Here is a 21,111-nt window from a genome sequence, read left to right as displayed (position 1 = left end):
CGACGGCGATTTCATCGAACGGGTTCATCGACATCTTGACGTTGGCCAGCTCCACGCCGGTCCCGTCCGTCTTGACGCGGATCTTGACGTTGTAGTCCACAACCCGCTTAACGGTCACGAGTATCTTCATGTCTCTCTTCCCCCAGTCAACACAGCGCAGGAGACACGCCGAAGCAGTCAGTGATGAATCGAGCCGCGAGCCAATAGGCTCGCGGCTGCCAGTACTTACTGGATGACACGGCCTTGGCCCACATCGGCCGCGGACGGATCCAGGCCGTAGGTTTCGAGGGTCGTGCCGATCACGCCCTGGCTGCGCTGATCCATGATGGTGGCGTTGACTGCAGACACGAAAGCTTCGTTGGTCTTCGACAACAGGAACGATGTCTGCGACGCATTGGTGGTGGCGCTGATGCGATCGTCCGCCTTCAGGAGCTTGACCTGTACATTGGTGCCCTTGTTCAGAAGAACCGCTGCACCGAAGCCCTCGAGAGCGGCGTCGATGCGACCGGCCTGGAGATCCTGGGCAAGGTTCAGCGAGGAGGGATAGGTGCCGGAACCTTCGAAAGTGTCTTCCATCTCGAGCACCCAGGCGTAGCCTTCGACGGTGCCGACTTTCTTGCCGAGCAGCTGATCGACGGTGTCGAGACCGTCAACCGATGCCACGGCGAGCTGATCGAGATAGACCGGCGTGGACAGGGTCACAACTTTTTCGCGGGCCGCAGTGCGATAGAAACCGCCGATGGCCATGTCGGCACGATCGGACTGCACGGCCGAAACGGCTGCCGGGTAGGTGAAGATCTCATAGGTGATATCGAGGCAGTTTTCCTTGGCGAAGATCTTCACCAGGTCGCCGTCGATGCCGGAAACGGCCCCGGCTTCTTCCTGCGAATAGGGCGGCGTGTTGGTCAGCGCGACCGTGAGCTTGCCCTTCGTGATCGTCTCGAACTGGTGCTTCGGCGTGCAATCCTGCGCCATGGCGCTCGCTGCTCCGAGTGTGGACGCGAATACGATTACTGTCGCGATCTTCTTTCCCGTCTGCATGTTTATACCTCCAGTGGTGTTATTGTGCTTGGTTGGTCTGGTCAGCCGAGATGGCTACCCAATCGACGTTCGGTCCAGCTGACGAGCCAGCCGAACGGGATGGTGACGGCCAGGTAGAGCAACCCGGCCAGGATGAGGACATCGAGATAGAGGTAGGTCGCTGCGCCGACCCGGTAGGCCCGCGCCAGCAGTTCTGGCACCGCGATCGTGAAGGCCAGCGCCGTCGCCTGGAAGATCAGAATGGCAAAGCTCATCAGCGCAGGCACTGCGAACAGGATCCCCTGGGGGATGACCACGTAACGCATGATGTCGGCCTGGGTCATGCCGAGCGCCATGCCGGCTTCCACCTCCCGGCGGGGAACGGCATTGAGCCCGGCCCGAAGGATCTCGCTGGTATAGGCGCCGGTGGTGAGCGCAAGCGCGGTGGCGCCGGCGGCAAAGGCACCGACATTCAGCCCAGCGGATGGCAGGCCGTAATAGACCATTTGCAGGACGACAAGCGCAGGCGCCCCCCGGCCGATTTCGACGGCAGCCACCGCAAGGTAGCGCGGCACCCACGACTTCGCCGAGGACAGGAGCGCCAAACCAAGCCCCAGCGGCAAGCCGAACAGCATGGCCAGGCCGACGAGCTGCAGGCTGACCTTCAGGCCTTTGAAGAGCTGCGGGGTCCAGTTGATCCAGTTGGAGAACAGTTCAGTCATCGTCCGATACTCCGGCGAAGCCTCTCGTCCATGAGGCGCGAGAAGAACGCCACCGGTATGGACAGGATGATGTAGAGGGCGGCCGCAAAGACGAAGGGCGCATAGCCTCCACCGGACGCCTGCGCTGCCTGGGAACCGAACATCATGATATCGCGCACGCCGATCGTGGAGGCGACCGTCGAGTCCTTGAGCAGGCTGACGAGGAAGGTCGCCATGGGCGCGATCGACACCTGCAGAACCTGTGGCGCCATGACATAGCGCAGAATGTCGGCATGGCTCATTCCGAGCGCAACCGCTGCCTCGCCCTGCGCCTTGGGCAGGGCAAGAAAGCCGCCGCGGTAGATTTCGGCGAGATACGCTGCCGACACCAGTCCGAGCCCGATTGTTGCCGCCTGAAACGAGCTGAGCTTGATCAGCACACTGCTGAGACCGAAAAAGATGATGAACAGCCAGACGACCGGCGGTATGCCGCGCATGACGTCAATGTAAATGCGCGCGGGCCAACGCAGAAATCGGCTGCTGGAGCGCCGCATGAGCACGAGAGGCACGCCCCCGATCATGCCGATGACGAAAGCGCCGATGGTCACGCCCAGCGTATAGGGCACGCCCTTCAAAAGGTTGAGCAATAGTTCCGTCATCAATGGCGATCCAGGATCGCGCGGAAGAACCGCTGGGTGCGTTCCGACTTCGGATTGCGGATCACCTCCTTGGGCGAGCCTTCCTCGATGATTTCGCCATTCGCCATAACGACCAGGCGATCGGCGACCTCGGCAGCAAAGGCGATCTCATGGGTGACGACGATCATCGTCATACCGTCCTCGGCAAGTTCGCGCATGACCGAAAGCACCTCGAGCCCGAGCTCCGGGTCGAGCGCGGAGGTCGGTTCGTCAAACAACATCACCTGGGGGTCAAGCGCCAGTGCGCGGGCAATCGCGATGCGCTGCTGCTGTCCGCCGGAAAGGCGCGCGGGGTAGGAATGCGCCTTGTCGGCGAGATGCACACGCTCAAGCAGCGTTGCGGTTCGCAATTCTGCTTCGGCTTTCGTGCGCTTCAGAACGCGCATCTGGGGCAGTGAGATGTTGCGCTGGACCGTCATATGCGGAAACAGGTTGAAGGACTGGAACACCATGCCTGTGGAGCGGCGCAACTTCAAAAGCGCTTCCGTCGGCAGCGCGTGATCAAGGGCAAACCGGAAATCGCCGACGGCCAGCGTTCCCGCCGAGGGATGCTCGAGCATGTTGATGGTGCGCAGAAGCGTGCTCTTGCCGGCCCCACTCGGGCCGACGATGGCGACGACCTCGCCGCGCGCAATTTCGAGCGAGACGTTCTTCACCGCGTGATAGGTGCCGTAGGATACGTTCACATCCTGCAGCCGGACAATGGGTTGTGTTTCCGACATGGCTCTAGAGGCCAGCCTGAAGATGCCGGAAGCCTGATACTTCTGTCGTCTCCGGCATGCGGCCGCTCCCTGTTTTTCTGTTGCGTTCGTGCATCTGTCTGCCTGGGGTCATACGGGGATGTTGCGCGCCGGCGTCGGCAGCAGCGCCTCGGCCCCGGGGGCTGACACAGGAGCACCATGCAGCGCCCAGTCGGCCGCCACCTGCCCGATCACGGGCGAGAGTTGGATTCCGTAGCCGCCGGCACCGGCCGCCGTGACGAGCGTGGGCTCCGACAGATCGATCGGACCTACAAAGGGCCGATGATCGGCGGTAACGGGATAGAGGCCCGCCCAGCCGCGGCCGAGCCGCGCGCCTGGCAGATGGGGCACCCGCTCCAGAATCAGCTCAGCCAGGTGGATCTTCGACTCTTCTTCGCACTGGTCGTTGTAGGTCTCCGGGTCTTCCGGTTCCAGGGACGCCACCTTGTGGACCTCGGCGATCAGCTCCTGGGGCTTCTCGTGCCGGAAATTGAGGCCCGAGCCCTCGCCATTGACGAGATCCATCACCATCGGCATCGTATAGTCGAGTGGCTTGTCGAGCAGGATCGTCACGGCTTCGTGCCGCTCCGGACGAACATGAAGGGTCTGGCCGAACATGGCAGCCAGCTGCGCAGCCCAGGCACCTGCGGCATTGACGACGATGTCGCAGTCGATAGCCGCCTCGGACGTCGTGAGCCGATAGCCACCACCCGACCGCCGCTCGACATCGGTGACCTTGCAGAATTGGCGGATCACAGCGCGGCGTTCACGAAGCCGCTCGGCAAGGAGCATGCACATTTCGTGCGGATCGATGAAGCCGTCGTCAGGCCCGAAGATGCCGCCGGCCAGACCGTCAGGATCCATATGCGGCACAAGCTGCTTGAGTTCGCCAGCCTGATAAACTCGCGAGCGAAAGCCCTTCTCCGCCTGCATGGCGACCGACTTCTCAAACAGCGCCATCTGCTCTTGCGTCCTCGCAAGGCGAAGATAGCCAATGTGATTGAAGCGCAGCCCCAGCTTTTCCAGTTCGCGGAAGCGCGGGATGGCATGGCCGCGGAGCATGAGCTCGAAAGGGTCTGTGAACTGTGTTCCGACAACGCCGACCGATCGGCCGCTGGAACCCGAGGCGATCGCCTGACCGTCGAGCACGGTAACGCGTGCGCCCTGTTCGACGAGGTTTGTCGCCGTCCACATTCCGAGCGTTCCGGCTCCGATCACGACGACATGGGGAGAAGTTGTCATAGTCTGTCCTGCTTCTATTCAATAGGGGCGGTGCGCTGTTAGGCCTACCGGACGATCGCGCCGAGCGTTTCATCGATTGCCGCGAGAATCTTGTCGGCATCGGCGGCCTCCATCGACGTCGAAAGCGCGAAGAGACCGTAGCTCGCGGACAGCACGCCTCGGTTCAGCAACCCCTTGTGGAACTGGTCGAGCATCTTGCGCTCGGCCGCCGTCGGATAGACCGACCGGTAATCCGTGATCGGGTTGTCGGTGAAATGCAGCTTGAAGAGCGAGCCGAGGCCGACGCAGACGCCCGGCAATCCGTGCTTCTTCAGCGCTTCGCTGGTGCCCTGGCGCAGGGTGTCGCCGATCTCGTCGAGATGCTTGAAGGCCTCGGGCGTAAGCGCCGTCATCGCGGCAATGCCGGCCCGCATCGTCACCGGATTGGCCGTGAAGGTCCCACCATGCGGCAGCGCCGGCTTTCCACCCGTCGGATCGAACACGGCCATCACGTCGGACCGACCGGCGATCGCGCCAACCGGAAAGCCACCGCCGATGATCTTGCCGAGCGCGGTCAGGTCGGGCGTGATGCCCCAGAGGCCCTGCGCCCCGGAATAGCCGAGCCGGAAGGAGATCACCTCATCGAAGATCACCAGCGATCCTGCCGCATGGGCCGTTTTCACCAGCCCGTCGAGATAATCCTGACGCGCGGGGATGAGCCCTGCCCGGTTCGGCATCGGGTCGATCAACACGGCGGCAATCTCGCTACCCCAGGCGCGGAAGACCGCCGCTAGAGCCTCGATGTCGTTGAAGGGAACGACAACCACGTCCTTCAGAACTCCCTCCGGCGTACCCTTGGCATAGGCAGTGGATGCCGGAATATCGCCCCAGTTGGACGGAGAGCTGTCCAGGCTCACTTCGGCGAAATCATAAGAGCCATGATAGGCGCCTTCGATCTTGACGATCTTCGGCCGGCCGGTGAAGGCGCGGGCGGCCTTGATCGCCATCATGACCGCTTCCGTACCCGAGTTGGCGAAGCGGACATGCTCGACGGATGGGAGGCGATCGACCAGAAGCTCGGCCAGTTCGATTTCGCTGAGTGTGGGCGCACCAAAGGCTGTGCCGAGCGGCAACTGATCGGCGACCGCCGCCACCGCTTCGGGCTGCGCATAGCCGTGGATCATCGCGGTAAAATTGTTGATGCAGTCGTAATAGACATTGCCGTCGACGTCCCACACGCGGCAGCCTTCGCCGCGCGCGGCATAGATAGGGAACGGGTCGATATAGACAGTGGTGCGCGTATTGCCGCCCGGCATGACCTTGCGGGCACGCGCGAACAGGTCCCGCGATCCGGGAACGGAATCAGGGTAAGTCGACATTGGATCTGCCTTCAGGAATGGGAATTTCGTCGCCGCGTCGTGAGCTTATCCAGCTCATTTCGTCATGATCGTATGGCTCTGTTCCCTCATGAACTGCGGCAGGAAATAGGCTCCAAGCCCGCCCTTGCCGCTGACGCCCGTGCCCTTCCAGCCGCAAAACGGCTGAGCGCCTGGCCAGGCGCCGGTGGTCGCACCGCTTGCGCGGTTGGCATAGAGAACGCCGGCCTCGGCATGGTCGAGGAAATACTGGAGCTCAACCTGATCCTCGGTGAAGATGCCAGCCGAAAGGCCATAGGAGATGTCATTGCCTTCGTCGAGCGCGGCTTCGAGACCATCGACGCCACGGACGACAACAAAGGGCATGAACAGCTCTTCGCGGGTGAGATTGCCGGGACCATCAAGCTCGACAATTGCAGGGCTGAAATAGTTTTCCGGCTGGCCATCGAGATGCTCGCCGCCGAAATGGACCTTGCCCTCCGCCCGTGCCTGAGCGACCGATGCCCGGAAGCGCTCGACGGTCTTCTGTCCATAGACGGGGCCCACGAAGGTCTCTGCGCGGCGCGGATCACCCACAACCAGCTTGGCCGCGAAAGCCGTTGCTCGACGGATAAACTCGTCCTTGACGCTGTTATCGACATAGACGACCGAGCAGGCCGAGCATTTCTGGCCCTGCAACCCGAAAGCCGAGCGGACGACACCCTGAGCGGCACGGTCGAGGTCGGCCTTGGCCGTCACATAGGCCGGGTTCTTGCCGCCCATCTCCGCGATAACGGGCTTCATCCAGGGCTGCGACGCCATGTGGCGGAAGATGCTCATGCCGGTCTTATGGGAACCGGTGAAGGCGACGCCATCAATACCCTTGTCCTTGGTCAGGAGCTCCCCGACCTCGGCACCGCCGAGCACGACCGTGAACACCCCCTCGGGCAGGCCGGCCTTCTTGAGCGTGTCGGCGATCAGGAGACCGGTCAGCTGGCACTCAGGCGACGGCTTGAAGACAACGGAATTGCCGCCCAGCAGTGCGCCGGTGATCATGCCAATCGACAGCGCGACCGGGAAGTTGAACGGGGCGACGACTGCGAAAACGCCATAAGGACGCAGAACGCTTGTTGCAGTCTCGTTGGCAACGAGCTCATTCATCGGTCGGCGATAGCCGTTGTTGTTCCTCAGTTCGGACGGATAATATTCGAGCATATCGACGGCTTCGTCAGCCTCGCCGATGGCCTCCATCCGCGACTTCCCGATTTCATAGAGGGCCGCAAGGCCGATCTGATACTTTTCCTCGGCGAGAACCGCCTTCCAACGCGCCGCAAAGTCGAGCCGATCGTCGACTGAGGAAGCATTCCAGACCTTTGCGCCTTTGCGGGCAGCCGCAATCGCGGCCTTGATGTCAGCCCGTGTGGAAACGGGAAAGCGCCCCAGCTCCAGCGCCGGATCGATCGGGCTCGCCACTGTGGCGAGAGCACCAGTCGCAAATTCGGTCGCCCAGTCGCGGCCCAGTACCGAAGCTTCGAAATCCGGGATAAGCGCGTCGAGGTGCGCATGCAGCGGCGAGAAATCGACGCCGATATTGGAATAGGTCACTCGCGGTATTGCTGCAGACATAATTTGGTTCCGAATATTGGTTCATGTTCCGATATTCGGCATCAAGTCACTCCTCATGTCAAGGGTGAATTCCACAAACTGGCTCTTTTCCCATCTTTCGGGATAATCAAGGCTACACACGCCGCGAGCGCAGAGTGGTTCATGATCATTTCCAACAGGCTATCCGGCGCGCTGGTGGAGCTGGAGTAACTTGCCCAGACGACTGGCTGCATCGGCAACAGCCGCGCAATTGCTTTCGAAGTTCTGCTCTATGACCTGGCCATAGGGGCCGGTGATACCCACGGCGTAGGCGACATCCGCAGGCGGCGTAAAGATCGGGTAAGCGATACTGCCGAGCCCGGCTACATGCTCGGCAAGGTCGACTGCAAATCCGCGCAGCCTAGTGCGCTCAAGCTCTTCCCTAAGGTCGGCGGCATCGACGACGGTGTTGCCCGTGAAGCGGTCCAGCCGCTCGGCCAGAACCCGGTCCACCGCATCGTTCGCCTGGAACGCGAGGATTGCTTTACCGGTTGCCGTTGCATTGGCCGGCATTGACATGCCCGGTACAACATACATCTTTATCGGCGTGTCCGGTGCCACACAGGTGATCGATTTGATATTCGCACCGTCGAACTTGGAAATGAAGGCCGACAGCCCCGTCCTCTCGGCGAGCGTCTGAAGCGGTCGCTGCGAGATTTTCTCCACCCATCCCGTGTCAGGCGAGCTATGAAGCAGGCGCAACATCCGCTCGCCCAGCCTGTAGCTGCGGCCGCGCGACGTATCTAGCGTGAGCATGCCTCCGTCCAATAGCGCGTGCAGCAAGCGATTGACCGTAGTTTTCGGCAAATCGAGGGCAGCCTCCAGCTCGGCCGCTGTAAGCCCTTCGGCAAAAGGAGCAATTGTTTCGAGCACTGACATGTATCGCTCGAGAGGACTCTCCTTGGTCGAACTCATAAAACCTCGCAAACTTGTCTCGCCCAATCCCTAACCGGGCCGAGCTGCAACAAGCTATTCAATGAAATTGGAGCCATACACAAGATGCATTTTCAATGCTAAGGGCGCTGACCCCGCGCTGCGGCAAGCACATCTAAAATGAAATCGATGGCAAAGATAATCCGCCTCATCATGCCAAACTCCGTTCAAGTGCAAAATGATTGGCGAAACTGAAGGGCCAAGGTCATTCAGCCCCGATCGTCCAAGCCCGAAATGCGGCCTTTCGATTTTGCATCCCTTCACCTAGGCTGACTGTTTGGCGACAACCGGAGTGGGATTGTGGGACTTAAGATCGTTCGAAGGCTAGTCCCCGATTGGGGAACAACCTATGGCCCGCCAGGCGAAGGCCCTTTTCCAGCAGTCATGATATTTCATGGCTCGGAAGGGGCTTTTTCTGGATGGAGCCACCGAAATGCAGTTCTGTTGGCTGCTCACGGTTTCCTCGCATTCCCGTTTGGCTACTCTAGTGGAGGTAACGCGTGGAATGCCGGCAACATCGAAGAAGTCCCGTTGGACCGCAGTGTTGATGCTCTAGCAGCGCTTCGTGCATTTGAGTTCGCAAACGAGAAGCTGGCCCTTTACGGTGTTTCGCGTGGTGCCGAACATGCCCTGCTACTCACGTCGCTGATGGCACGCGACGGCTTGGCTGGGCTGCCGGACGCCGTTGCCGCTCATAGTCCGCCAGATGTCATCTGCGGGGCATTTGATGCTCGAAGATATCGCGATAGTGGCGATCCCGGCTGGGTATCCTGGGACCCCGCAAAGAGGGCGTGGTCATGGCGAGGCTCATCAGCTAACCTACTTCCCACTAGTCCTATTGAGATTGAACGGTTCGATGGCCCACTGTTTCTCAGCCATGGGACGGCAGACCGCGCGTGGTCGGCTGACATGACCAAACGGCTGACTGCCCGTCTCCGATCGCATGGCCGCGATCCGGAAGTCCATTACTACGAAGGTCAGGATCACATTCCAGGCAGTGCAGCCGAGAACGAGCACCATGATCATCTCGTTTCGTTTCTCAAGCGGCATTTATGCTGAATGGACTGGATCTGCTTGTCGCCTTCGAAAAGAAGCCTGACATCCCCTACCAACCGCAGGCCATTGCTCGCTGCTCAACGAACGGTTGCTTTCAGGGCCAGATCGAGAACCGCCCAATGACCATTATGAGGGTGCGAACCGGGAATAGATTTCCGCTGTCGGCCCGGAGCGCTTAGGCGCCTTCGCAGGAATTCGCCATTTTGCAGGAGAGTTTCGCGAAGAAGCTCTCATTGCATCGGCAATGCCGATCGCGTCGCGGAAATCAGGAATTTGTGACGCTTCGTCCGGCTTCAGCACACTCTTCCATATTCGGCAAGGAAGTCGAGCAACACCCGAACGCGTGAAGGCAAAGGACCGCCTTGGCCGACATAGACGGCGTGGAAGGGTTCCGTTTCGCCGGTGTCGAGCACTTCAAGCAAAGGAACCAGCCGTCCGGCTGCGATATCGTCGCGAACAGTAAAGGCTGCAAGACGTGCGATACCGGCGCCCGCAAGGGCGAGTTGACGCAACCCCTCGCCATCGCTGACCTGAACCTGCCCGGTCGCGGGAACGACGGTCGTCTCGCCCTCCTCGCGAAGCGGCCAGCCATCGACGACGCGCGCATAGCCGAAGCCAAGGCGATTGTGCCGTTTGAGGTCGGCAATGGAGCGCGGCTCACCGCAGCGTTCGAGATAGGTCGGCGCGGCAACGATGGAGAGCGCAGTCGCACCGAGTTTGCGCGCGATGAGGCTGGACGTCTTCAGCGGCCCGGCGCGGACGGCAACGTCGGTACGCTCCGCCAGGAGATCGACCACGGCGTCTGTCTGGACGATATCGAGCGTGACGCGCGGATGAAGGGACAGAAACGTGGGCAGCACGGGCGCGAGGATGTGGTTGAAGTAGGAGGCGCTGGTGTTGAGGCGAACGCGGCCGACCGCCTGCTCTCCGCTCCCCGCCGCGCGCTCGGCGTCTTCGATATCCGCAAGAATACGCGTCGCGCGCTCGTAGAACGCACAGCCTTCCGGCGTAAGCTGCAGTTGCCGCGTCGATCGGTTGAGAAGCCGTGCGCCCAGTCTGGCTTCAAGGCGTGTGATCAGTTTGCTGACCGCCGATGGCGTCAAGCTGGCCGCGCGCGCTGCCGGGGAGAAGCCGCCGAGTTCAACGACGCGCACGAACACGTCCATTTCACCAGATCGATTGACGTCGGGTCTTGCCATGATGAATTGATTTCACATCTGATTTTCCTCTTCTCTTTCTATTTCATTTCGCGTCGAACGTCTATGTTCCGCGTCGAAGCATCATTGATCTTAACCCGCCATGCCGGTCGCACTGCACGCCCTGACGACCGGAGCCTTCCGCATCGGCGTCACCGAATTCGTCTGCAGAACTCAAACCTCAGGGTTGAACGAATTATGCCCCATCTTTCTCCATCAGCCTCCGACTATAAAAGACAGGTCCGGTCAGCTCTCCGTGCCGCGGCTTTTGCGTTCGCCGTAACTTTCTCTGCTCCTTCCGCCGCGCTTGCCGGAGATCAGAGCTGGGTCGGCACCTGGATGGCGAGCCCCCAGCCGATCTGGGGTTCGGAATTTTCCTTCCCGACCAAAATCCCCGCTTCGGTTAAGGATCAGACGTTTCGGCAGGTCGTGCGCGTCAGCCTCGGTGGTTCGCGAATCCGGCTCGTCTTTTCTAATGCCTATGGTGACAAGCCAATGAGGATCGGCGGCGCCAGTGTCGGCATCGCCGGAAAGGGAAATGCGCTCGAGACTGGCACGCTGCGCAAGATGACCTTCGGCGGCAAGGGCGAAATCGTCGTTCCGCCCGGCGCACCGGCGGTTAGTGACCCCGTCAATATTGCGTTCGATGAGCAAGGCAAACTTGCCATCTCCCTCTATCTGCCCGACGAAACGCCGCTGACCACGTTCCATTGGGACGGCCGACAGACGGCCTGGTTTGGCAAGGGCGACCAGACCGAAGCCGATAACTTTACCGCAACGAGGACCACCGATGCCCGTGTCTTCCTGAGTGACGTTCTGGTCAATGCGCCGAATGAAGGTGCGGTCGTCGTCATCGGCGATTCGATCACGGACGGAAACGGGGCGACGGTCGATGCGGATACCCGCTGGCCGGATTTCCTCGCAAGGCGCCTCGCGCCACAGCGGATCGCCGTGCTGAACGCTGGCATCTCAGGCGGTCGTCTGCTTCAGGACAAGATGGGTGTGAACGTCGCAGCGCGATTGAAGCGGGACGTACTCTCCCAGCCGAACGTGAAGGCGGCTATAGTCCTCATCGGCATCAACGACATCTCCTGGCCGGGAACCGACTTCGCGCCGGATCAGACGGTCCCAAGCGCCGAAGAGATGATCGCTGGCTATAAGCAACTCATCGCGCTGGCGGAGGCTAACAAAATCCGGCTCATCGGAGCGACTCTGCCCCCGTTTGAAGGCGCCCTCAGCGGAACGCCGCTCGGCAACTATTACCATACCGACAAGGATGCGCTGCGTCAGGAAATCAACCGCTGGATCAGGGAGAGCGGTGCCTTCGACGCCATCATTGATTTTGATGTGGTGCTGCGCGATCCCGACCATCCGGCGCGCATCGATCCGGCCTTCGACTCCGGCGACCACCTTCATCCCGGCGACGCGGGCAACCGGGCGATGGCAGACGCCCTCGATCTCGATGCGCTGCTCGGCCGCTGACTCATCCTCCCCATAAGGAAAGGAGCATCCCATGGAATATCGCACTCTTGGCAAGTCCGGTCTCAAGGTACCGGTCCTGAGCTTCGGCGCCGGCACCTTCGGCGGCTCCGGCCCGCTCTTCAGCAACTGGGGCAACACGGGCGCCACGGAAGCTCGCCGACTGATCGACATCTGCCTGGAAGCGGGCGTCAACTTGTTCGATACGGCGGATGTCTACTCGGACGGCGCGTCGGAGGAAGTGCTCGGCGAGGCCATCAAGGGTCGGCGTGACACCGTTCTGATCTCCACCAAGGTGAGCCTGCCGATGGGCGAAGGGCCGAACGATGCCGGTTCGTCCCGCTTCCGGCTGGTCCGTTCGGTGGACAATGCGCTACGTCGTCTCCAGACGGATTATATTGACATTTTCCAGCTTCACGCCTTCGATGCGTTCACGCCAGTCGAGGAGGTTCTTTCGACGCTCGATACGCTCGTGCGATCTGGCAAGGTCCGCTATGTCGGCGTCTCCAACTTCTCCGGCTGGCAGATCATGAAGTCGCTGGCCGTCGCCGACCGCTATGGCTGGCCCCGCTATGTCGTCAATCAGGTCTATTACTCGCTCGTCGGGCGCGACTACGAATGGGACCTGATGCCGCTGGGGCAGGATCAAGGACTTGGGGCGATGGTCTGGAGCCCACTCGGCTGGGGCCGCCTGACCGGAAAAATCCGCCGCGGCGCACCGCTCCCTGAAGGCAGCCGCCTGCACGAGACCGCCAGCTTCGGCCCGCCCGTGGAAGACGAATATCTCTATCGCGTGGTCGATGCGCTCGGGGCAGTTGCGGAAGAAACCGGCAAGACGGTCCCGCAGGTCGCACTAAACTGGCTGCTGCAACGCCCGACCGTTTCCACCGTCATCGTCGGCGCGCGCAATGAGGAGCAGCTACGGCAGAACCTCGGCGCGGCGGGCTGGAAGCTCAGGTCAGAGCAGGTGGCGAAACTGGACGAGGCCAGCGCAGTCACCGCGCCCTATCCTCATTCACCTTACCGAAGGCAGGAGGGTTTTGCGCGGCTTGATCCTCCGATGGCGGGCTAACGCCGGCTCTTGTCGCCTCGACATTCGCAAACTGCCCTCTTGCCGACAATTGTTTCGCGGCCTTTGCGATGTCGCAAAGTGCGAAGCCCCTGCGATAGCTGCAATGTCGGGTACGTGCGCTCAAGCCACGAGAAACACCCGCAGAGCGAAGACCGCTTTGCAATTCGGTTCACGACGTCTATATGACGGATCTGGGCGCGCAATCCTGCCAGGCCGCATGACCATAGGGCGATGGTCGGTTTCCAAGCAGAAGATACCATGAACTCGCGGCGGATTCGTGAAGCGGAATCGCCGTAACAAGAACCGAGATTCAGAGTGGCTCTCGACAGGGCGGCAGAGGAGGTCGGCCTGTCGGAGACAGTTCACGACTTTCTGAGCTTGCTGGACCCGCCAACGCACGCGCGCCTCAGTTCGCATGCGTGGATGTAAACGCTGTGCAAAGATTGTACTTCAGGCAGCGCTGGCCCCTGCCCGATCCTGGCGTCCTTCGGACTATAGAAATCCGATATTCGCACCGCACGAGGAACGCCGGCGCAAACGTCCATGCGTGCGGCCCGAACATCTCTTAGCCGAGATTGACCGCAAGATAGATGTAGGGCTTCGATCCGTCGCGGGGGATTGCGATGACGTCATAATCCGCGCCGGGGTCACTGCCCATGCCCAGCGAGCCGGACGGCATTCCCGCCACGGCAAGACCGGCAAGCGGGGGACGTTCGCGCAGCAATCGTTCGGCAGCCTCCAGCGGCACGTGACCTTCCAGATAGTAACCCTCGATTTTAGCCGTATGGCAGCCCCATAGTTCCGACGGAACCTCGAAGCCGGCTTTGACGGTCTCCATATCCGGCTCGTTGACGGTTCTGACCACGTATCCGGCCTTGCTGTAGGCGGATGCCCAGGCAGCGCAGCATGCGCAGCCCGCGTCCTTGTGAACTGTCATGGTATAATTTGACGCCAGGGCGCTACCTGGGGCGGCAGCCACCGCGGCAGCCAGATAGAGGAATGTCCTGCGCTTCATGTCCAACTCCTTGCATATTTTGCTGCGATCAGGTCGTCACTCTGCCTCGCAGGCAGCGCGAAACCGCGCCCACCTAAGAGGCCCCACTGGCGGGTTGCCGGCACCCGCCGCATCGCCCGAAACGATCAGTGCGAGCCGTGCCCGCCGTGTTCCTCTCCGGTGCTCTTGATCGAAGCGCCGTCGAACAACCCCGTCTCTTGCTGCCCTTCGACCACGAGCTTGCCGACCAGCCCACGCGCCGCCCGCGACAAGGCATGGTCCACAAGCACGTATTCTCCAGGAACGTCGAGGGTCAGGTCGACCACGGCCGCCCCGCCGGGCGGAACGGAAATCGTCTGCACATCTGTCAGCGGCTCGGTCGTCAGGGATGCCAGTTGATAGGCCTTGTCGAAGATCTCGCCGATGACATGGAAGCTCGAGGTCTTGTTGGGACCGCCGACGCCGAAATAGATCCGGACGGTCTCGCCGACCTTGGCCGTCAGCGCATTGTCGCCGGTCAGCGCATTGGCCGCGCCGTTGAACACATAGTATTCCGGCGTCTCGTCCATCAGCCTGTCCAGGCTCTCGGTCAGCTTGCCCTTCGTACCGTAAGGCTGCGAGGTGTAGACCTCGCCCTGCATGACGTAGAATTCCCGGTCGACAGGCGGAAGGCCTCCCTCGGGCTCGACGAGGATCAAGCCGTACATACCATTGGCGATGTGGTGCGCGGCAAGCGGCACGGCGCAGTGATAGACGTAGAGCCCGGGCTTCAGCGCCTTGAAGGTGAAGCCTTTGGTTTCCCCCGGAGCGGCGTCGGTCGCGACTGCCCCGCCGCCCGGGCCGGTGACGGCATGGAAGTCGACGCTGTGACGCTCGCTGCTGTCGGCCAGGTTCTTAAGTTCGACCTCGACGGTATCGCCCACTCTGGCACGAACGAACGGGCCGGGCACTTTTCGGTTGAACGTCCAGTAGTGATAGGTCGCGCCGTCGGCAAGCCTGCCCGTCACTTCGACGGTGTCCAGCTTGACCTTGATCGTTTCGGGGCCGGCGCGCTTTACCGGAGGCACAAGATCGGTCGCGGCCCGCACGATGTCGAGCGGAGCCGCCGCTGTTCCGTTTTCCGCCGGGTGACTATGGGTTCCGCCGGCCAATGCCGACGCCGTTGCCGACAACAGGATAAGGGCGGAGGCCAAGGAAGTAGGCTTGTGTCGGGTCATCTGAATGTCCTGGGTTGAGGGAGCCTCATCATCAGGTCCATTGAAGACCACGCTTGTCCCTTGATCCTTGCTGTGTCGCAAAGAGACGACCCGCTCGCGCCTTTGTGATGGCTTTTCACGGGGAGGGCCGCTTGCAAAACACTCTGCGAGGCGCCGGACTGCAACATTCCTTGCGCCTGAGGGAGGTTGCCGCTAGGGTTATCGAGTTACGACGACATCCGCCATAGACGGTACGAAGGCTGTTTGCTGCGGCCCGGTGCGACAACGTCCGGCGACCATGATGATCACCTCCTGCGCCGGACGTGGGAGACATAGATGTCGCACGAAATTTTCAAGCTTCCTGCCGGACTGCCGACCCCTTGCAAAGACGTCGATTTGCGCGACGCCGATATCATCCGGCGAGGGCTGGCGCTTTTCGGCCCGGAGTTCAGCACTGCCCTCGCCCTTTGCGCACTGGACGCCTGGCTCGACGCCAACGACCGGGAATACAGTCGCTGGAGTACGCTATTCAACAAGCTGCGGAACTGAACGACGAGACATTTTGAATGGCGGACCACAGGACGATCCAACAGGGCACGTCAAGATTAGTCGAGGGTGTGAGGCGCGGGTTCCCCAGTTCGCTGCCATCTCTGGCAGGCCCTTTCGAACAGAAACGGCCGACAAGACCCCGGGCGGGTCGCCCAGGGTCCCGTACGGCAGAGCTCGATAGGGGTGGCAGAGCCGAGCCGACCGCATAAAACTACGGTTGGTCGAGATTGTTCCTGCCCTGAGGACGCGAAAGAGATCCGACGTCCGGGCCGGTGGCAAGACGAAAACAGCGGGAGCCTGGAACAACGGAGCCGCCCAGAGGTTCGGCCGACCGGAGGAACAGATATGCCTAGCCTTGTCATTTACAAGATCGTTCGCTGGCGCTGGCTTCCCGCTGGGTACGCCCTTAGCCGTCACACCTCTGATTTTTGTGCCCGGGGCCCTCGGGCAACCGGGCACGGCACTTGAGATGTGGTTACCGATCTACGGACCTGGCTCGTGTTTCTCGCTTGGGTATCCCGCGACGTCGCTGGCACAGGACCTTGAGACGCCTTTAATGCCTTGAGGCTTCGACAATGTGCACTGATGCTGCTCTGGAAGCCCTTCGCCGACCGGTGACGGCGATCGTCTTCGAGAGAATCTTGTCTTACCCGCCTTCTTTTGGTTTTCAGCCGGCGACTGACCCCTCGTCCCCCTTGCCTGAGCACAATGCGTATCCAACGCCCCTCACTGTGCGGATGAGATCCGGCCCGCATGCTTCAAGTGCCCGACGGATATGGCCGATATGAATATCAACCGTCCGTGACTCGACCTCGACGCCCGGTGGCCAACACGCGGTGATGAAAGCCTCGCGGTCCCGGACGATCCCCGGATCCTCGAGCAGCAGGCGGAGGATCCGGTACTGAAGGGCGCTCAGATGAACCTTGCATTCACCACGCCGGACGACCATCGATGACAGGTCCATGGTGAGATCGTCGAAACCGAGGAGCTCGCGCCTGTTGCGCGGCATCCCCTGCGGACGAAGTTTGCGCAGGAAATCCAGAAGCTTTGCCGGCTCGAAAGGCGGCTCAAGCACGAAATCGGCGTCAAGCTCCGCACCTATCGCTTCGCCCCGCCGGAGCATGATCACGGCTGCATCGGGGCACGATGAACGCACCACCGCAACAAGGCTTGTCGCGTCATGGCTCCCCGTCGGCACCTCAATCAGGAACCCGACAATGTCGGGAGAGAGTGAGGCTTCGATATCCGCACTGCACTGCGCCAGGACCGTTTCGAAACCTTCCCGGGCAAGAAGATGTCTCAAGAGGAGAAACAGCTGAGCGTCCCTGACGCTGATGACGATTCGATACATCAACAGACCTCCGGGTCACAGTGGCGCATATTCCCCACCATTGACATCGATGACCGCGCCGTTGACGAACCCTGCCTCTCTGGAAACCAGGAAGCCGGCCAGCGCCGCGACATCGTCTACTTCACCCAGGCGACCTGCAGGGATGCGAGACAGGACCGCAAGCAGCCCCTCGCCGGTTGCTGGTGCCGTCATTCCGGTCACGATGTGACCCGGCGCTATGACGTTGACAGTCACTCCGCTACCCGCGCAGTCGGCAATGAGAGATCTGCAGAGGCCTCCAAGCGCGGCCTTGGAAACTGCGTAGGAAGTACCGGCCAGTCTGGGCACTGCGCGCCCTGCGATCGACCCCACCAGGATGATACGCCCGAAGCGCGAGGCGATCATCGGGGCCAGCACCGCCTGGCAGCAGAGCATTGCCCCGGTTAGGTTGACGGCCAGTACCCTGTTCCATTCTTCGAGGTTGAGCTCGCAAAAGGGTGTCGCGTCGCCCGTGGCTCGTTTCGGCGATATTCCGGCGTTGCATATCAGCGTGTCCGCAGGTCGCCACCGTTCCGACACGGCGCGGAAGAAGCCGGAGATCTCGTCCGGGCTGGCAAGATCGACACGAGTCGCCATAATTCGTCCGGCATCGTGACGCCGTGACAGAACATGTCGTGCATGCTCCACGTGTTCCTCGCTCCGCCCGAAGAAGGCCAGATTGAAGCCAGCGTCGAGCAACATCGAGCCGACCGCCAGCCCGATTCCGGAACTGCCGCCCGTCACGACCGCCACCCGACGCTGTGGTTTGGCCATTTTCAGGCTGCCTCGTCCATGGCCGCAAAGAGTGAGAGCGCGGGATGGGCTTCGGGGTCGGTGATGACCTCGATGACAAAGGGGCGGTTTGCCCTGATCGCCGTCGAAATAACCGCACCGAGTTCCCCGGGATCCTCGACACGCACACCATTACATCCGCATGCGCGCGCCAGGGCGGCGTGATCGACAGGGGCAAAATGACAAGCCGTCGTATAGCGTCCGAACTTCACCGTCTCGGCGTCTCGCTGGAAGCCCAGAATGCCATTGTTCAACACAATGATGGTGACGGCCACGCCATGACGCGCCAGGGTCTCGAGTTCCGCCCAGCTATGGGCGAAGCCTCCGTCGCCGACGATGGCAACGACCGGCGTTTCGGGCTGGGCAAGCCGGGCGCCGATCGCCAGCGGAACGCCCCATCCAAGTCCGGCCAATCCCCGTGGCGTGATGATCCGGCTCACCGGGCCGGGGGTTTTGAGCTGGCCGACCGTCCACATGGAAGAATAGCTTGCGTCCGCGACCACCGTCAGGCCCTTCTCGACAAATTGCTGAAGCTCCCTCATTACGCGCTCCGGACGAATTGGCGTGCCGCCGGACCCGAACAGTGATTCCCGGTCCGTCTCGAAGCTGGCCCAGCAGCGCGCGATATCCTTCTCCAGGTGGTCGCGCAGACCGTGCCGGTGGGAAAGATCAAGCGTTTCGAGCGCGTCACACAGGGCATCGAGCGTTTCGCGCGCGTCCCCGACGAGCCTGAGAGCCTCGTAGTTCCGTCCGATCTCCTGAGGGTCCATGTCGATGTGGATGACACGGGCCGAAGTGGGGATCTGGCTCCAGTTGTCCGTTCCGTTCTGGTTGGTCCGCGTGCCCACCAGAAGGACAAGGTCCGCAGCCTTGATAAAGCGCCCCGTATGCGAGCCGAGCGAACGCGGCCCGGTCAGAGACCCAAGCACTCCGAGCGAAAGTGGATGAAACTCGTTGACCGCGCCCTTGCCCATGTTGGTCGTGTAGACGGGCAAAGCAGCCAGATCCTGAAGGCGCGACAGCGCATCGAAAGCCCCTGCGCCGTGTACGCCGCCGCCCGCAAGCACGATGGGCTGCTTTGCCTGGGCGAGGAGATCCGCCGCGAAACGGATCATCTCGTCGTTTGGACGCGAACGATCCAGCGGATAGCGACCGAGGCTGGACTGCCGCGCCGAGGACGGCGCCCTTATGCGGGCACGCAGAAGATCGGCCGGCAGCACAAGGGCTGCGGGTCCCGGGCGGCCGGACGCAGCAGCCGTGAAAGCGGCGTCCACATAACGCTCGATCTCATCTTCGACCTGAACGCGGCGGACCCATTTGGTGCAGGACTGGAACAGGGCCAGATGATCAAGCTCCTGAAAAGCGTTCTTGTCCGACTGATGGCGCTCGACCTCCTGGACCAGGGCGACAAGTGGAATGCTGGCCTTGAGCGCCTCGGCAAGCGGGGGCACAAGAAGCGTGGCGGCAGGACCGTTCTGGGCCGCCACCACCCCCACCCTGCCCGACAGACGGGCGTATCCGTCGGCCATCACCCCGCCCATGTTTTCCTGGCGATAGGCGATCTGACGGATTCCCCGTTCCTCGGCGGCAAGCACAACCGCGGAGGGAAGGCTCTGGGCAAAAAGGAACTCGACTTCGTGGCGGATGAGCGAATCCGCGACGCGCTCGGCTACCGTCTGTTCAAGGAAAACTGCATTCATGACCGGCACTCCTTATGGGCTTCGGTGTGATCTTCAAGGAAGCGCTCGAACGTATGGACGATCGCGTCGATATCGCTGTCCTGCATCGGAGTGGACAGGCACGCAGCAGCGCCGAACGGAAGGAGGATTCCGGCTTCGAGGAATGACCGTGCAAGCCGGCGCATCCGGACCGTCTCTCCGGCCGTCATCAGGGCATCGGCATAGGTCCGGGGCGGCTTGGCCTTGGGGTGGATGCGAAACAGGGAAGCGGAACCCGTGATAGCGAACTGGGCGCCATGGGAAAGTGCGGCTTGCGCGAGGCGGCTGCGCAAGTCATCGCCCATGGTCTCGAGCCGTACAAATGCCTCGGGGGTCATCGCCTGCATGGCTGCTAAACCGGCAATCATCGAAACGGGATTGGCCGCAAAGGTGCCGCCCTGGGTCACACCCGGTGACTTACCTCGGGAACTGAACACATCCATGACATCCGCCCTGCCGCCGATGGCGCCGATCGGAAAGCCGCCCCCGATGATCTTTCCGGCCGTGACCAGATCGGGTTCAAGCCCGAAACGCGCCGAGGCTCCCTGATAGCTTTGTCGCAGGTTCAGGACTTCGTCCGCGATGATCAACGTGCCGTTGGCGCGAGCAAAACGCGTCACCTGTTCCAGGAATTGTGGCAAGGGCGCGAGAAGCCCCGCCCTGCTTGGCATCGGGTCGATCAGGATAGCCGCAAGGCGACCCGCATGGGCAGCGAGCCCCTCATCGAGCCCCTCGATCCGGTTAAAATCGAGCACCACGACATCGTCTGCAACGCTCTCGGGCGCTCCCCGGTAAGTGCCACCTCGGCGAATGGAGCCTTGCGATATTGACCCGTTCTGTCCGTTCTCCGCCCAGTCATAGGCTCCATGATAGGCGCCGGCAAATCGCGCAATCGCGGATCGCCCGGTAAAGGCACGCGCAGCCTTGACGGCGAACATGACGGCTTCCGTACCCGTATTGACGAAGCGGACCTGCTCAATTGCCGGAATTCGGTCAACCAGAAGCTCCGCAAGGGCGATCTCGTGTTCGGTGGGATAGGCGAAGCAGGTTCCCTTACGCAGGAACTGCGCCACCGCATCCGCAACCGGTTCATAGGCGTGACCGTGCACCAGGGTGGTGAAATTGTTGTTGAGATCCAGATACCGCCGACCGTCGACATCCGTGACATAGGCGCCCTTTCCACCGGCCATGTAGATCGGGTGGGGATCGAGGTCGACGGTGGAACGCGTCAGGCCGCCCGGCAGGACCTGGCGGCCGCGACGATAGAGGTAACTGGACACGGGGGATCCCCCCGCCGGATCGGCTGGTAAATGAGTAGGCATTTAACTGCTTTCTGTTGCGGAAAATCACGAGCTTCACGGAAGCTTCGTATTTTGTT

The 21,111-nt window shown here is 61.6% G+C and carries 19 protein-coding genes and 1 pseudogene; 4 read left to right on the top strand and 16 right to left on the bottom strand.

What is annotated here, in order from left to right:
* The 9 genes and pseudogenes from DYZ14_RS19585 to DYZ14_RS19545 all read right to left on the bottom strand — a co-directional run.
* Positions 1-130 (bottom strand): annotated as a pseudogene (locus tag DYZ14_RS19585) (electron transfer flavoprotein subunit beta/FixA family protein); the annotation flags it as partial.
* A gap of 95 nt (positions 131-225) precedes the next feature.
* A complete protein-coding gene (locus DYZ14_RS19580) occupies positions 226-1,041 on the bottom strand; it encodes a substrate-binding periplasmic protein (protein ID WP_154722245.1) in 816 nt (271 codons plus the stop codon).
* A 41-nt stretch (positions 1,042-1,082) separates the two neighbouring features.
* Positions 1,083-1,742 (bottom strand): amino acid ABC transporter permease, encoded by a 660-nt coding sequence (locus DYZ14_RS19575; RefSeq protein ID WP_154722244.1) that lies wholly within the window; start codon positions 1,740-1,742, stop codon positions 1,083-1,085.
* The gene (locus tag DYZ14_RS19570; protein WP_154722243.1) at positions 1,739-2,380 is read right to left on the bottom strand and encodes an amino acid ABC transporter permease; all 642 of its coding nucleotides are present in this window, start codon (positions 2,378-2,380) and stop codon (positions 1,739-1,741) included. The genes DYZ14_RS19575 and DYZ14_RS19570 overlap by 4 nt, the downstream gene beginning before the upstream one ends.
* On the bottom strand, positions 2,380-3,141 hold the full coding sequence (locus tag DYZ14_RS19565; protein WP_269749462.1) for an amino acid ABC transporter ATP-binding protein: 762 nt from the start codon (positions 3,139-3,141) through the stop codon (positions 2,380-2,382). The genes DYZ14_RS19570 and DYZ14_RS19565 overlap by 1 nt, the downstream gene beginning before the upstream one ends.
* A gap of 108 nt (positions 3,142-3,249) precedes the next feature.
* The gene (locus DYZ14_RS19560) at positions 3,250-4,401 is read right to left on the bottom strand and encodes an NAD(P)/FAD-dependent oxidoreductase (RefSeq protein ID WP_154722242.1); all 1,152 of its coding nucleotides are present in this window, start codon (positions 4,399-4,401) and stop codon (positions 3,250-3,252) included.
* Between the two features lie 44 nt (positions 4,402-4,445).
* Positions 4,446-5,759, bottom strand: a complete 1,314-nt coding sequence (locus tag DYZ14_RS19555) for an aspartate aminotransferase family protein (RefSeq protein WP_154722241.1) — start codon at positions 5,757-5,759, stop codon at positions 4,446-4,448.
* 54 nt (positions 5,760-5,813) lie between these two features.
* Positions 5,814-7,361 (bottom strand): aldehyde dehydrogenase family protein, encoded by a 1,548-nt coding sequence (locus tag DYZ14_RS19550; protein WP_154722240.1) that lies wholly within the window; start codon positions 7,359-7,361, stop codon positions 5,814-5,816.
* Between the two features lie 159 nt (positions 7,362-7,520).
* On the bottom strand, positions 7,521-8,258 hold the full coding sequence (locus tag DYZ14_RS19545) for an IclR family transcriptional regulator (protein WP_195950044.1): 738 nt from the start codon (positions 8,256-8,258) through the stop codon (positions 7,521-7,523).
* 438 nt (positions 8,259-8,696) lie between these two features.
* Between DYZ14_RS19545 and DYZ14_RS24610 the strand changes: the two genes are divergently transcribed.
* Positions 8,697-9,371: an alpha/beta hydrolase family protein gene (locus DYZ14_RS24610; protein ID WP_332308689.1), complete on the top strand. Its 675-nt coding sequence runs from the start codon at positions 8,697-8,699 to the stop codon at positions 9,369-9,371.
* A gap of 290 nt (positions 9,372-9,661) precedes the next feature.
* On the opposite strand, the gene DYZ14_RS19535 is transcribed toward DYZ14_RS24610, so the two are convergent.
* On the bottom strand, positions 9,662-10,567 hold the full coding sequence (locus tag DYZ14_RS19535) for a LysR family transcriptional regulator (RefSeq protein WP_154722237.1): 906 nt from the start codon (positions 10,565-10,567) through the stop codon (positions 9,662-9,664).
* Positions 10,568-10,630: 63 nt separating this feature from the next.
* Between DYZ14_RS19535 and DYZ14_RS19530 the strand changes: the two genes are divergently transcribed.
* A complete protein-coding gene (locus tag DYZ14_RS19530; RefSeq protein ID WP_232365605.1) occupies positions 10,631-12,046 on the top strand; it encodes an SGNH/GDSL hydrolase family protein in 1,416 nt (471 codons plus the stop codon).
* A 31-nt stretch (positions 12,047-12,077) separates the two neighbouring features.
* Positions 12,078-13,115: an aldo/keto reductase gene (locus tag DYZ14_RS19525; protein ID WP_154722236.1), complete on the top strand. Its 1,038-nt coding sequence runs from the start codon at positions 12,078-12,080 to the stop codon at positions 13,113-13,115.
* Positions 13,116-13,680: 565 nt separating this feature from the next.
* Here the strand turns inward: DYZ14_RS19525 and DYZ14_RS19520 are convergent.
* Together DYZ14_RS19520 and nirK are read right to left on the bottom strand one after the other, a co-directional pair.
* Positions 13,681-14,130: a DUF411 domain-containing protein gene (locus DYZ14_RS19520; protein WP_154722235.1), complete on the bottom strand. Its 450-nt coding sequence runs from the start codon at positions 14,128-14,130 to the stop codon at positions 13,681-13,683.
* A 125-nt stretch (positions 14,131-14,255) separates the two neighbouring features.
* Positions 14,256-15,326 carry a copper-containing nitrite reductase gene (nirK, locus tag DYZ14_RS19515; RefSeq protein ID WP_154722234.1) on the bottom strand — a complete coding sequence of 357 codons (1,071 nt, stop codon included), beginning with the start codon at positions 15,324-15,326 and terminating at the stop codon, positions 14,256-14,258.
* Between the two features lie 315 nt (positions 15,327-15,641).
* On the opposite strand from nirK, the gene DYZ14_RS19510 reads away from it, so the two are divergent.
* Entirely contained in the window at positions 15,642-15,854 is a 213-nt protein-coding gene (locus DYZ14_RS19510) for a hypothetical protein (protein ID WP_154722233.1), read from the top strand.
* Between the two features lie 667 nt (positions 15,855-16,521).
* Here DYZ14_RS19510 and DYZ14_RS19505 read toward each other — a convergent pair.
* From DYZ14_RS19505 to DYZ14_RS19490, 4 genes are read right to left on the bottom strand one after another with little or no spacing between them, the layout of a single operon-like run.
* Positions 16,522-17,205, bottom strand: coding sequence for a winged helix-turn-helix transcriptional regulator (locus DYZ14_RS19505; protein WP_154722232.1), 684 nt, complete (start codon positions 17,203-17,205; stop codon positions 16,522-16,524).
* Positions 17,206-17,220: 15 nt separating this feature from the next.
* Positions 17,221-17,997, bottom strand: coding sequence for a 3-oxoacyl-ACP reductase FabG (gene fabG / locus DYZ14_RS19500; RefSeq protein ID WP_154722231.1), 777 nt, complete (start codon positions 17,995-17,997; stop codon positions 17,221-17,223).
* Positions 17,998-17,999: 2 nt separating this feature from the next.
* A complete protein-coding gene (locus DYZ14_RS19495) occupies positions 18,000-19,715 on the bottom strand; it encodes an acetolactate synthase catalytic subunit (RefSeq protein ID WP_154722230.1) in 1,716 nt (571 codons plus the stop codon).
* Positions 19,712-21,055 carry an aspartate aminotransferase family protein gene (locus DYZ14_RS19490; protein ID WP_154722229.1) on the bottom strand — a complete coding sequence of 448 codons (1,344 nt, stop codon included), beginning with the start codon at positions 21,053-21,055 and terminating at the stop codon, positions 19,712-19,714. The genes DYZ14_RS19495 and DYZ14_RS19490 overlap by 4 nt, the downstream gene beginning before the upstream one ends.
* Positions 21,056-21,111: the final 56 nt, after the last annotated feature.

It is taken from the genome of Ciceribacter sp. T2.26MG-112.2 (assembly GCF_900492205.1).
GTDB lineage: Bacteria > Pseudomonadota > Alphaproteobacteria > Rhizobiales > Rhizobiaceae > Allorhizobium > Allorhizobium naphthalenivorans_A.
Note: the sequence above shows the minus strand (reverse complement) of the source record. Positions and strands in the feature narration are given on the sequence as shown.